A 12,535-nucleotide genomic window follows, 5' to 3' on the forward strand; every position below is an offset into this window, starting at 1 on the left:
CACGCAACGCACGCCAAAAAATTCAAAAAAAACGTAAGAATACGTAGAAACATCGCCTGGTCGAATACTTACCATCCACTGACCATTGGCAGAGAAATGGACCGAAAATGATTTACCACAAGAATACACACTCCATTTAATAGGCGACCGATATCCGAATTGCGCAGTCGCGGAAACAAAGGTGCTCGCCATAAGCACGAACCTGCGAACGAAGAAGTAACAAAGGGTCGCTCATGTCGGAAATTTTCGATGCCGTTGAGGCAGCCAGCAGCCTTGCGCCTGCCGGGCAGTATTACAATGACACTCGCGAGAACAAGCAATGGTATCTTGACGGGTCTTCGCTCTCTTCGCTCAGCATCGATGTCTATTCGGTCTGGAAAGAATACGTCGGCACCGGCGTAAAGATCGGCGTCATCGATTCCCAGATCGATTACACGAACGCCGAGCTGAAGAAGGCCTACGACACCACGCACGATTACAACTTCGCGCTCAACACCGATGCCCCTGTCATCGATCCGAACGACCTTCCTCTGTTTCACGGCACTTCGGTGGCTGGGATCATATCCGCCGAAGCCAACAATGACTTCGGAATCGTCGGCATCGCCTCGGGCGCAAGCCTTATCGGCCTTGGCATCGACTACAGTTCCGACGCGGCCACCGACCAGATCGTCTCCGCGCTAAAGGCCTCCACTGGCCTTGATGTCGTCAACAACAGCTGGAGCTTCGTCGCAAACCTGGCCGACAACTTCGCCAAGAACTCACAGTATCAGGATGCGCTGGTGGAGCTCGCGTCCCAGGGCCGCGCGGGGCTTGGCACATCAGTGGTTTTCGCCGCGGGCAATGCCGGCACCTCCGGCACGTCGAACTACCACAATTTCCAGAACTCGCCCTATACGGTCGCGGTTGGCGCGGTCGATCCGAACGGGTCGCCGTCATCCTTCACCAGCCTGGGCGCCAATGTCCTGATCTCAGCGGCCGGACGGGACATCTATACCACCGACCTCAAGGATCGGTTCGATACGGTCAACGGCACCTCCTTCGCCGCACCGGCAGTATCGGCCGCCATCGGGCTGATGCTGGAGGCCAACCCCGAACTTGGCTATCGCGACGTCCAGCAGATCCTCGCTCGCTCGGCACACCGCGAAGGCCTCGCCGATTCCGCCAATTGGGGCGATGGCTGGCGGACCAATGGGGCTACCGACTTCAACGGTGGCGGCCTGCACTTCAGTGATGCATTCGGCTACGGCTTCCTCAACGTACATGACGCGGTGCGCCTTGCCGAAACCTGGTCGAGCCAGAAGACGTTCGCCACCCTCGCCAAGATTTCCGAGACAGTCGAACTGTCACAGAACCTCGTCGCTGGATCGCGCGACCATATCTCGGTCGGCATCGAGGTCGGCGAGAAGATCGACGTTGAACACGTGCAACTGGCGATGGACCTGCGCTGGCTCAATACCGGTGATCTCGACGTCTACCTGACGTCGCCGGACGGCACCCAAGTGCGCCTAGTCTATGACATGCCTTACGACGACAGGATCGGCAACCTGCGCAATTTCACGCTCGATTCCGTCGCCTCGATGGGAGAGCAGTCGGCCGGGACCTGGACCGTGGACATCTACAATCGCAATCCCGATGCCACGGACAAGAGCGGCAACCCGCTCATCGGCGACTTGCAGGGCGTGACCCTGACGGTCTCGGGCGATGCCCATAATCTGGCCGACGATGTCTATATCTACACCGACGAATTCGGCTCGATCTATTCAGGCGCGGACCTCGCCGCGCGCAAGATCCTGCACGATACCGACGGGGGGAACGACACCCTGAACGCCGCGGCGGCGACAGGAAATTCCGTGATCGACCTCAGCGCGGCGACCCACAGCGTGATTGCCGGCGTATCGCTCACCCTCGACGCCAATGCGATAGAGAACGCCTTTGGCGGCGATGGCAACGACGTGCTGATCGGCAACAAGCAGGCAAACGTGCTGGACGCTGGACGCGGCGATGACGTCATCTACTTCAGTTTCGGCAATGACCATATCGACGGCGGACAGGGCAATGACACGTTGGTCCTCGATTGCAGCATCACGGCGCTCACCGGTCACGCTACTCAGGACGGCGAACTGGCGATTTCAGTGCGATCCGGAGAAGTGTCGAGGGTCTGCAATGTCGAGACTTTCAGCCTTGCCGATGGCCAGTACACCCTAGCCCAGATCCTTGGCAGACTGGACAGCGGATCTGTATCCGCGGACGTTCCGACAGCCGACGGGACGGACGAGCATGCGACGGACAGCGGAACCGATTCCGGCACCGACACTGGCAACAGTCCGGCGACCGGGTCGGAATCGTCCTTAGACGAAGCCACGCGCAGCTATGACAAGCACATGGCCGGAACCGAACTCGGCGAAAAGATCGTCGGAAGCAAAGTGGCGGATATGATCGAAGGACTGGCCGGCGACGACGTCCTGCTCGGTCGGGGCGGTGACGACGCGCTGCAGGGCGGCGAAGGCGACGACAAGTTGATGGGCGGCGCCGGCAACGACCTGCTACAAGGCGGCAGCGGCATGGACAAGCTCTATGGCGAGATCGGCATCGACAAGTTGATGGGCGGCGACGGCGACGACTTGCTCAGGGGCGGCGACGGCGACGACTGGATCGAAGGCGGCAGTGGCAGCGATCGCCTCTACGGCGATGCAGGCTCGGACACCTTCGTATTCAACATGGCCGATCTCGACGGACTCGACGTGATCTACGACTTCAATGCCGCCGAGGGCGATCGGATCATGGTGACCGGCCTTGCCGCCAGCAGCGATGCGACCTTCGAATTCGTCACATCCGGCACGAGTACGTACTTCGAAATGCACCTCGACGGCAACGTGACGGAAATTGCCCGGATCAAGGGGGAAGGCCTCGACCAGCTCGGCCTGAGCGCCGCCGACATGGGCCTGATCTGGGCATAGCCCCTGGGGGGAGTCGGACGGTCGGTGCTTTTCCCGAATATAGAGCCCATGGGAAGCGGCGACCGTCCGATTTTTGCTTTCGCGTTCGACCGGTTAGGTTTCGTCCCTGCCATGGCGGGGACATTCTGCGTACGCGCAGTGCACGCTGCGGCAAGATAATGATCTGGATCGGATGATAGGCTCGTGCGCAGCGTTCCTTAGTGCTTGCTTGGAAATCCACACCGGAAAAGGCCCAGACACCGCCTTCGATGCGCGGCCATGGGAAGAGGCCGCTCCGATACCGAGCCATCTAATCAGACAAAATGTCGTGAATTTAAGAGGGTTGGGCGCGTTCAATAACGCGCCTTGTTTCGTGCCGGGTCGTCGCGATCAGACCCGGCTCGCCGAAAAGACAATAAGGGACGCCGGCACCTCGGAGTCGAGGCAGATCAACTGACGGATCGATTGGAAAGGAATGTTCCCATGGCAGAAGTTCTTGGCACAGAAGGTGGCGACAATATCGCCGGCACCGCGGATTCGGATGTCATTTCCGCTGGCGGCGCCCGCGATGTCGTGAAGGCCGGAGCGAGCGACGACGAAATCCATGGCGGAGCCAATGCAGATCGCCTCTACGGCGACGAAGGCAATGACTACATTGAAGGCGATTCCTCAAACGACAAGCTCTTCGGCGGCGTCGGTGACGACACCCTCGATGGCGGCGCCCAGAATGACCGCATCTACGGCGGCGACGGAAACGACATCATCATCGGCGGAGATGGCAACGACGTGCTCTACGGCGACAATGCCGGCGATGGAAACGACAACGAAATGGGACTCGACACTTTCGTATTCGACAGTGCCGACGGAACCGACAAGGTTTTCGATTTCGAAGTGGGATATGACAATGTCGAACTAACCGACGGCGGCACCTACAGCCTGTCCTATGCCGGCAGCAACACGATCCTCACTTACGGCAGTACCTCCGTCACGTTCTACGACGAACACCTCACCGGTAGCGACTTTTCCGGGGCGACTTTGGTCGTCTGAGGGGCGCGCCCGACAGGCGGGCAACGCGAGGCCGGATCGGGTAACCCTACGCCCGATCCGGCTTTCTCACGCATCGCGTGGGCAACCTTGCCCGCCGCGCCTTCACAGGAACGCGATTGCGAGGGCCACCCAGAAACAGGCCGAAAATGTCAGGGCAATGGCAAGTCCAAGCGCAGGCTGGCGCGCTTCGGATTGCGTATCGGCATCGGCCGGGGCAACCGCGACAAGCCAGGGAGACGCCTCCCTGCTCTCTCGCGCGGTTCCCGACGCGACCTTGGACGAAGTACCCGAGTCCCCATGGTGCATTGGCTTGCGAAGTGTTGAGGCGGCCATTTTCCAGCTCCCGCGTTATGGCAGCGGCAATCTCCCTGCGCGCGACCTGTCAGGTGTCTAACGTCAAGACGTTAATTTTCAGGTAGTTCAATAGGCAGGATTGTCTTCCAGCCGGTCCTACAGACATAGTTAAATCGCGTCCTCGGGATTGCGGGTGCCGGTTAACCGGATTTGACTGAATCCCGACGCGCACCCCGGTAAGGCCAGGCCCACTCATCCCGCTCCAACCGTGCGCAACTTAAAAAAAAGGGCCACAGGTCCGCGCCAAAATGGAGCGAACGGCTATCGATAGCGTCATTCCCGAAGCGTCTCGGATTTCGAGTGCAGGCTGGCAGAGTTAGAGTGCCGACTTGCTCCGCAGCTGCATATGGATCGCGCAATTGCCCCAGGATAGCGCCCTTCTCCTCACCGAGCCCCTGACCGACCCTGCCGCTGCCCGCGCACGTGTCTTCGATGTCGGATCGCATGGATCAACGGCGAATCCACTCGCGCCCAACCTTTTCGTGATCGGCGCTTCAAAGTCAGGTTCAAGCGCATTGCACGCTTACCTCAAACCGCATCCGGACATCTGCATGAGCACCGAGAAGGAGCCATGCTTCTTCGTCGATCAAGGTGAACTGGAAAAGGCCTGGCCCATCATGGCCCGCAGGCCCTGTTCCCACGACCCAGCCGCCTATCTCGATCTCTGGAAGGGCGGCCATACAGCGCGCTATCGCGGCGAAGGCAGCGTCTACTATTCTCAGGCTCCGCACCGCAGCGGGGTTCCAGCCCGCATTGCCGCGGCTTGCCCGGACGCGCGCATCATCTACACCGTTCGCGAGCCGGTAACACGCGCGATCGGTCACTACTGGCAGCGTTACAAGGAATTCCAGGAGGTCCGCCCCGTTGCCCAGGCGATGCGCGAAGATCCTCTCTATCGCGACACTTCGGATTATGCGCTGCAGCTTCGCGCATATCTCGAATACTTCGATCGCGATCAGATCCACGTTGTTGTCGCCGAAGAATTGCGGACGAACCGGCGTGAGGTTTTGGCCGGCGTACTGGATTGGCTGGGCCTTGCTCCATTCGATTATCACGAAGCGCAGCTCAGCGATCGCCATCGCTCGCCGCCCACCAGCCGAAGACAGCGCTTCGCCGCGGTCCGCAAGCTGCGCGATTCCTCTCTGTGGGCAGCCCTGCGCACACATCTGCCTCGCGGTTGGATCGACTGGCTGCGAGAAACATCAACCGTCACGTTCGACAAGGCAGAAGTCGACGAGGCTGAGGCCCGGCAGTTCCTATCCGAATATCTCACGCCGCGCCGCGCACAGTTTGAAAGCCTTATTGGGCGAAAGCTGGATTTGTGGGATGCGGAGCAAGCCAAGATTCAGGCCGGTGCCACTCAGGCCGATGCCACTGCAGCTGCAGCCAAGGCCCTCATCGATCCTCACACGGCATCGATGCGCCAGTGATCGATTTGCTCCCCATCGCCGCGTTCTGGAGCCTTGCGCTTTGGGGGGTCGCCAGCCGCAAGCCGGTGCTGATCTACCTGTTCTTCGCCACACTTCCGTTCGGAGCTTTTGCCGCAATCCCGCCGTTTCTGACCGGCGGACTCACTTTCACGCCCACGCCGCTCGTCACCGTGCTCATCGTCTTGCGCACGTTCTGCAAGCCACAAGGGCCGGCAGAAATACTCTCGCTGGCCTTGGCACCGCACAGACTGATGCTCCTGTTCCTGTTCTGGCTTGTCGCTGGCGTCACGACTTTCTTCATGCCGCGCCTGTTCGAGAACGCCGTCATGATCGTGCCCATCCGCGGCATATTGAGCGATACTGCGCCCCTGCGGCCGACCCTGCAGAACCTGTCGCAATTCGCCTATCTCACGATCGCGGTCTTTTCGGTTTTTGCCTTTGCCGTCAGCCTGCAATCTGCCGCCATGCGCCAACACGCGCTCAGAGCCTTGTGCCTGGGGGGAGCCATGACTGCTGCAACCGGTCTTCTCGATCATGCCAGTCGCTACCTGCCTCTCGATCCCCTGCTCGCGCCGTTCCGAACCGCAACTTATGCACTCGTTACAGATGTTGAGGTTCTGGGCTCACGGCGGGTCACCGGGCTCATGCCGGAAGCCTCGGCCTATGGCGGGATCTGCCTGGCGCTCATGGCAGGCCTCTACTTCTACCGCCGGGCAATCTTCGATGGCACACTCCGCAACGTCTGGGTTCCGATGATCTTCGCGTTGCTCACGCTTTGCGCATGGCTCTCCACCTCATCGGGCACTTATGTCGGGATCGCTCTTCTGCTCGGGGTCGCCGGGCTTGAGTGGCTGGTTCGCGCCAATGCAGACAGCCGACGGTTCGCAATCTATCGCCGGGGCCTGGGCGGCGAACTCTCCGTCATCATCGCCCTTCTCATAGGTGTCTCACTGCTACTGATCGTCCGGCCCGAAGTCCTCGCCCCGGTGTTCGAGCTGATCGATCGTATGGTCCTGCAGAAAACAGCGTCGAATTCCTTCGCCGAACGCGGCATGTGGCGCGCCGTGGCTTGGGACAGTGTTCTAGCCACGCACGGTTTCGGTGTCGGTATCGGCAGCACCCGCGCATCGAGCAGTTTCGTGGCCATTCTCAGCGGCGCGGGACTGGTCGGCGGGGCCCTCTATTACGGCTTTGCCTTGCAATCGCTCTTGCGGCCGACTGCAGGCACCCCGATTGAAAGCCAGCTGCTGATATCAGGCTTTCGCTTCTCTTTCGTTCCCAGTTTCGTCGTGACCTTGATGGTTGGCGATGCCGACTTTGGCGGAATGACGGCTTTCGGCTTCGGTTTGGTCACAGCACTTTCAATCACCAATGCAAGGCGCACGGAAAATCTGGCCGGAACCGCCCTGCATTGCGCGCTGCATGCCCAAGGCCAGACTCGCAGCGCGAACGCTCATGCGACCTGGATTGGATGAAGCGCTCTGATCAATGACTGGCTTCGGTCAGAACCTGGCGATATTGGCTTACGACTTCGTCCGCCCAGGTTTCCTCCGAATTGCAGAGCGATCTGTAATCCGCGTGTCCCGCGCGCGACATCGCTTCGACCGCATGGTTGTCGCGATGCAGGGCAGTCAAGACGCCGGCAAAGGCATCCAGATCCGCCGTATCGACAGCCAAGCCGAAGCCAGCCTGCGCGATTTCCGGCGCAACGAGCGCACGATCGCTAACGACGACAGGAACGCCGGAAGCGACGGCTTCCAGCGCTACGAGCCCGAATGGCTCCGACCAGCGGCTCGGCATCACAGCGACGCGGGCCGATGACAGGGCGCGTGCAACACCGGCCCGATCCTGCCGACCCAGAAAGATTGCGTCCGGATTACACGTGCGGACCTGTTCGATTTCACTGCCTTCGCCCACGAACGTGATTGGCAGATTCGACCTTAGCGCGGCTCTCGCCGCGAGGTCCGCACCTTTCTCCGCCGAAATCCTACCGATGAAGACGATACCGCGATTGGCTTCGGCCGGAACGCGATCTGCCGAAAGTGGCGAAACAGGATTGCGGACTGCGCGAAGCCTTTCCGCGGTCCACCCACTGAGCCGAAACTGCGCCTCCTGCCCTGGGTGGATCATCAGCAAGCGTGCCGCATGGGCTCCGCACTGCTGAAAACCGCGCCGCAAGACTTCCCTTCCAACGCGCCAGATTTTCTGCGCATGAGAAGTCTTGTCGCAGCGGCTTTTCAGGCATGCGCTGCCCAGCGGCGTCAAAGTGCAGTCACGATCCCGCGGATAATCGAAAAAAGCGCCGTTGGGACACCCATTGAAGTAATCATGCCCGTGCAGGATCAGCCGATCCCCCACTTTGCGCAAGGCCGCAAATATTCCAGGGGTCAGAATCTTGGACCAGCCATGCAGGTGGTAGACAGTACCCGGCGTATCATTGCGCGCAATCCAATCGCGGGTCTGGGCATAGGCGCTATGGTTGTACAAACCGCAGGTCAGCGCGCTCAGCTTCGAACGTTCGAGCAGGGCCGTCCCATGGAGCGGCAGAAACTCGACATCGCTGCGATCGAAGCGCGCGCCGCTGTCTCCTGCGATGAAGGTCGTCGCAATGCCGCGTCGGCGCAATTCACCAATCAATACTTGCACCAGGTACGAAGCACCGCCCAGAGCCTCGCTATAATCATGGAGCAGGACCACCCTCTCCGGCGAGGATCCGATCTTCGAAGGTTCCACGGGGTCCCAATCAGAAATAGCGCTGGCCGACGCGAACCGTGTCGCCCGGCAGTACCGCGGCCCCACTGGTCAGCCGGTAAGCCTTCTCCTCGGCTTCGCGGCCATGGCGGATGTAAACCACATGCTCATTCGCGCGATACGTGAACCCTCCGGCCTTCGCGACTAGTCCATGGACGGACATGCCTTCTGCGTAGGGATATTCACCAGGCTTTTCCACTTCGCCGAGGATGTAGATCGGCCGATATCCCACGACATCGATGGCGATGCGGGCATCGCGAACATATTCGCGGCCGAGCAGCGATTGCAGGTCCTGTCGCAGTTGCGCGAGTGTCTTGCCTGCAGCTCGCACTTCACCGGCCAGTGGCAGGGCAATGAGGCCCAAATCGTCGATCACGTATTCACCGCTCAGGGTGTCCTCACGGAAAACCTCGAGATGCAGTCTGTCACCCGGCGAAAGCTGGTATGCGAGACTATCGACACTGGGCAAAGAACGCGTCGCGACCGTCGTGCAGCCCGCGATCAGCATGGAAAGTGCGATTATCATCGAGCGAATTGTCATCAATTCCCATCCCTTGTAAAAACCCTGTCGAAGATCCGAAAGCGTCGTGAGGCCTCATGCGGCGAAAATGGTCGAGCGCATCGCGGATGCCTCGGGCAAAGATTTCCGGACCAAATCTGGCCGCATTGCGAATGGCATCGTCGGGCCGAAACTGCACTTGCCATTCCTCGAAGCGGCGGATCGCGTTGACGACATCCATCGGCGTTTGACGATCGAAAAAGATCCCCGTTCGCCCCTCAAGGATGGAATCCGTCACCCCTCCCCGGCCAAAGGCTATAACCGGGCGGCCACTTGCATTAGCCTCGACCGGAACGATCCCGAAGTCTTCCTCCGGCGTGAACACAAGCGCACGACACGTGGCATAGGCGTGCCGCAGTTCCTCAAAGGAAAGCCGCTTGCGGACCTCTACGTTCGGTCCTGCACTTGCGGCAATCCTGTCGAACATTTCGCCATCGCCAACCATGAGGGCGGGCACGCCCAGCCGATTGAAGGCCTCCAGCGCAACATCGGCGCGCTTGTAGGGGGTCATCTGGCTGACCCATAGGTACCTGTCGCTTACTTTCGATGACGGCGCGAAGGCATCCACGGCAACCGGCGGATGCACCACGCATGCCTCACGTCCCCAGACCTTGGCGATGCGCCTGGCGATGAAGCTGGAATTGGCGATAAAGCCATCGACCCTGCTTGCCGAGCTGACGTCCCACTGACGAAGGCGGTGGAATACCAGTGGGATGAGCCGGCGGCTGAGCCATCCCGCACTTTCCCGGTAGTCCTGATAGTGATCCCAGAGATATCGCATCGGGGAATGGCAATAGCAAAGGTGCAGGGTATCAGGCCCGGTGATCACGCCCTTCGCCGGCCCGGACTCGCTGCTGATGACAAGGTCGTAGCCCCGCAGATCCAGTTCCTCGAGCGCGAGAGGCATCAGCGGCAAATATTTCTGATAGTGGCGCCGCGCACCGGGCAGACGACCGACGAAGCTCTGCCTGACATTAGCCTTTCTGATCCGGGCAGAAACCTTCTGCGGATCATAGACATGCGTGAACAGGTCAGCATCGGGAAACAGGTCCAGCAGGTGCTCGATCACGCGTTCCCCTCCGCGCATCCCGACAAGCCAATAGTGCACGATGGCCACGCGATACGGGCGCGCGATTGTCCCCTCCCTCGTCATCGGTAGTATCCCTTGTAATGGGCGTAGAAGCTGGCGACATCCTCTCCTCCGAAACGCACCTGTTTCTTCATGTCGACCAGGTTCAACACCACGCCGCATTGCTTCAGGGTACGCCCGGGCAATTGCCGGATCGCCGCCTTGACGATCCGATCGACGGTCTTGCGCCATTGCACGACGAGCAAGACGCTATCAGCTTGTGCGACAATCGAACGGGTTTCAGCGATCGGCAAGATCGGGGGGCAATCCAGAATAACCACATCGAATGTCTCTCGCAGACGGGCGACCACCCTGTCGAGCCTCCCCCGCTCCGACAGGCGTTCGCCCTTCGGGAAAGCACGGGTAATCGGAATGATCCTCAAGGGGGAACTCGCATCTTCGTATTGTGCGATGTCCTGTGTTTCGTCATGAAGCGCTTCGTACAGGCCTGGCTCTCCCTCCGGCGCGCAGAAGCGCTTGCTGAGCTGCGAGCGAATGACGTCGCAGTCGACTACCACCACTCTTTCGTTAGCCATCGCCAGGGCCCGGCCGATGCAGGCAGCGAGCGTCGATTTTCCTTCGCCGGGAATGGCCGAGGTTATCGCAAGGACCTTCCCCGACCCCGACACCGAGTGACGCACCGAAACGATGACGTTGCGCAGCGCCTCGGAAAAGGGGCCTTCCGGGTATTCGCGCAAGGTATCCATCGGGGTATTCGCGTGAGGTTCGATAGAACGGATGGCTGGAACGAAGCCCCAACCCGGCAGGCCGATACGTGTCTCAACATCCCCAAGGCTTGTCAGGCCGCCGTAGGAAAGCTCTACCAGGATCGCCAGTATCATGCCCGAGAGCGCTCCTGCCACGAGCGCCAACCCCAGATTCAATGGCAGGTCGGGCGAGACGGGAAGGACCGGGACATTGGCGGCCGATATCAGTCGAGCAGAGGGCTGCTCCGACCCGCTTCCCGCCACAACGGCATTGTAGCGGCGCAAGTAGGATTCGTAGAGAGTCTTCGAAGCGTCCGCCTTTTTCTCCAGATCAGCCAATTCGACCAGCGCGCTGTTGCCCGTCTGCAGTTGCGATTGCGTGCCGCCTCGGCTGCGGCGCAGCGAGGCCAGCCGTTGCGCCGAGGCCATGGCCTTGGTTTCCAGGCCGCTCAGGGTTCGCGAAACTTCCCCGGCTATCTGCCGATCGAGATCGGCGATCTGCTGTCGGACGGTCACAAGGTCGGGATGGCTGTCAAAATAGCGCTGCGAAAGGTCGCGTTCGCGGATCACCAGTTGCGCGCGTTGCGACCGCAAGGTGGCGACCACCGGGGCGCCTGCACCGACCCCCACGCCTTCAGGTCCGCCGCTGCGCAACTGTGCCCGAGCGCTGGCGAGTGCTTCGGCATCCTGTGCCGCTTCCGCCTCCGCGTTGACGATCTGCTGGTTGTAGGCCGAAAGCTCCTGCTCGGTCAGGCTCGTGGCCTGCGAACTGAGGAGTTGATGGCGATTGCGATACGCCTGCACTTCAGCGAAATCATGGTTTGCCTGCGCACGCAGCGCATCGACCTTCGATTTCAGCACGCGCGCGGCCGTGGCGTTGGTCTGCGCACGTTCACGGGCATCGTCGGTGGTGAACAGGCGCGCATAGGCATTGGCGATCGCAGCTGCGCGGGTCGCTTCTGCATCTTCGAAGGCAATGCGCAGATTGAACGAGTTGCCGACCCTCGCCACATCGAGCCGCGAGCTGAGGTAATTGACCGCATGTTGGCGAAACTGCGCTCCATCCCCGGTAACCCTGTCCCGCTGCCTAACGGCGCCAAAGCCGATGGAGGCCAGAATGTTATCGAGCGCAGAACGGGGCACTTCCACATCGCGGCGGAACATCGGATCATGCAGAAGCCTTGTCGCGTCGAGCACCTGCCCGGCCATTTCCCGTGACCTGACAAGCTGGATCTGCGTCTCGACCTCTTCAGAACGGGTTGGCGCTTCGCGAGGTTGCGCCTCTTCGTTCGGCACAACGTCTGTCGATCCGGTAATCATCACCACGTCAGCCGAACTGCGATAGATGCGCGGCAACGCTGAAGTCCAGACCACCGCCAGCCCGAGCGCCAGGAGCAGCGTCATGATCATGACCGACTGCCGGCGCCGCAGCAACGAAAGCAGATAGCGCACGGAGATCTGCTCATCCCTGCTGCGAAAGCCGCCGGCAGTGCCCTGCATGGGTGCCGGCAACCCCGCTTCTGATTCATATATGACAGGGAGATTCAATTGGCAGGCTCCTGACAGCACAATTCGAGAATGGCAGAGCGCATTGTCAGACATGAACTGACCGCCCCGGATCC

The 12,535-nt window shown here is 60.5% G+C and carries 9 protein-coding genes; 4 read left to right on the forward strand and 5 right to left on the reverse strand.

Features of this window, described 5'->3' with window-relative positions:
• Positions 1-233: 233 nt before the first annotated feature.
• Positions 234-2,957, forward strand: coding sequence for a S8 family serine peptidase (locus PP1Y_RS22390; protein WP_013834220.1), 2,724 nt, complete (start codon positions 234-236; stop codon positions 2,955-2,957).
• Positions 2,958-3,419: 462 nt separating this feature from the next.
• Positions 3,420-3,983, forward strand: a complete 564-nt coding sequence (locus PP1Y_RS22395) for a calcium-binding protein (RefSeq protein WP_013834221.1) — start codon at positions 3,420-3,422, stop codon at positions 3,981-3,983.
• A 102-nt stretch (positions 3,984-4,085) separates the two neighbouring features.
• Here the strand turns inward: PP1Y_RS22395 and PP1Y_RS22400 are convergent, their stop codons facing one another.
• Complete coding sequence (locus PP1Y_RS22400; RefSeq protein ID WP_041559104.1) at positions 4,086-4,316, reverse strand: hypothetical protein; 231 nt, start codon at positions 4,314-4,316, stop codon at positions 4,086-4,088.
• Between the two features lie 380 nt (positions 4,317-4,696).
• Between PP1Y_RS22400 and PP1Y_RS22405 the strand changes: the two genes are divergently transcribed.
• Complete coding sequence (locus PP1Y_RS22405) at positions 4,697-5,767, forward strand: sulfotransferase (RefSeq protein WP_013834222.1); 1,071 nt, start codon at positions 4,697-4,699, stop codon at positions 5,765-5,767.
• On the forward strand, positions 5,764-7,242 hold the full coding sequence (locus PP1Y_RS22410; protein WP_193789710.1) for a hypothetical protein: 1,479 nt from the start codon (positions 5,764-5,766) through the stop codon (positions 7,240-7,242). The genes PP1Y_RS22405 and PP1Y_RS22410 overlap by 4 nt, the downstream gene beginning before the upstream one ends.
• Before the next feature lie 10 nt (positions 7,243-7,252).
• Here PP1Y_RS22410 and PP1Y_RS22415 read toward each other — a convergent pair whose 3' ends face one another.
• The 4 genes from PP1Y_RS22415 to PP1Y_RS22430 are packed head-to-tail and all read right to left on the reverse strand — an operon-like array spanning position 7,253 to position 12,413.
• On the reverse strand, positions 7,253-8,464 hold the full coding sequence (locus PP1Y_RS22415; protein WP_232512526.1) for a glycosyltransferase family 4 protein: 1,212 nt from the start codon (positions 8,462-8,464) through the stop codon (positions 7,253-7,255).
• A 46-nt stretch (positions 8,465-8,510) separates the two neighbouring features.
• Complete coding sequence (locus PP1Y_RS22420; protein ID WP_232512528.1) at positions 8,511-9,044, reverse strand: polysaccharide biosynthesis/export family protein; 534 nt, start codon at positions 9,042-9,044, stop codon at positions 8,511-8,513.
• Positions 8,971-10,230 (reverse strand): glycosyltransferase, encoded by a 1,260-nt coding sequence (locus PP1Y_RS22425; protein ID WP_013834226.1) that lies wholly within the window; start codon positions 10,228-10,230, stop codon positions 8,971-8,973. The genes PP1Y_RS22420 and PP1Y_RS22425 overlap by 74 nt, the downstream gene beginning before the upstream one ends.
• Positions 10,227-12,413 (reverse strand): AAA family ATPase, encoded by a 2,187-nt coding sequence (locus PP1Y_RS22430; RefSeq protein ID WP_083835239.1) that lies wholly within the window; start codon positions 12,411-12,413, stop codon positions 10,227-10,229. The genes PP1Y_RS22425 and PP1Y_RS22430 overlap by 4 nt, the downstream gene beginning before the upstream one ends.
• Between the last annotated feature and the right edge of the window lie 122 nt (positions 12,414-12,535).

Origin of the sequence: Novosphingobium sp. PP1Y (assembly GCF_000253255.1) — a bacterium.
Taxonomy (GTDB): Bacteria; Pseudomonadota; Alphaproteobacteria; order Sphingomonadales; family Sphingomonadaceae; genus Novosphingobium.

What these genes read in the sequence shown, in the direction of transcription:
- PP1Y_RS22430 (WP_083835239.1), bottom strand. Translation starts at nt 12,413, where the DNA reads ATGCAGGGCACTGCCGGCGGCTTTCGCAGCAGGGATGAGCAGATCTCC.
- PP1Y_RS22420 (WP_232512528.1), bottom strand. Translation starts at nt 9,044, where the DNA reads ATGATAATCGCACTTTCCATGCTGATCGCGGGCTGCACGACGGTCGCG.
- PP1Y_RS22390 (WP_013834220.1), top strand. Translation starts at nt 234, where the DNA reads ATGTCGGAAATTTTCGATGCCGTTGAGGCAGCCAGCAGCCTTGCGCCT.
- PP1Y_RS22400 (WP_041559104.1), bottom strand. Translation starts at nt 4,316, where the DNA reads ATGGCCGCCTCAACACTTCGCAAGCCAATGCACCATGGGGACTCGGGT.
- PP1Y_RS22395 (WP_013834221.1), top strand. Translation starts at nt 3,420, where the DNA reads ATGGCAGAAGTTCTTGGCACAGAAGGTGGCGACAATATCGCCGGCACC.
- PP1Y_RS22425 (WP_013834226.1), bottom strand. Translation starts at nt 10,230, where the DNA reads ATGACGAGGGAGGGGACAATCGCGCGCCCGTATCGCGTGGCCATCGTG.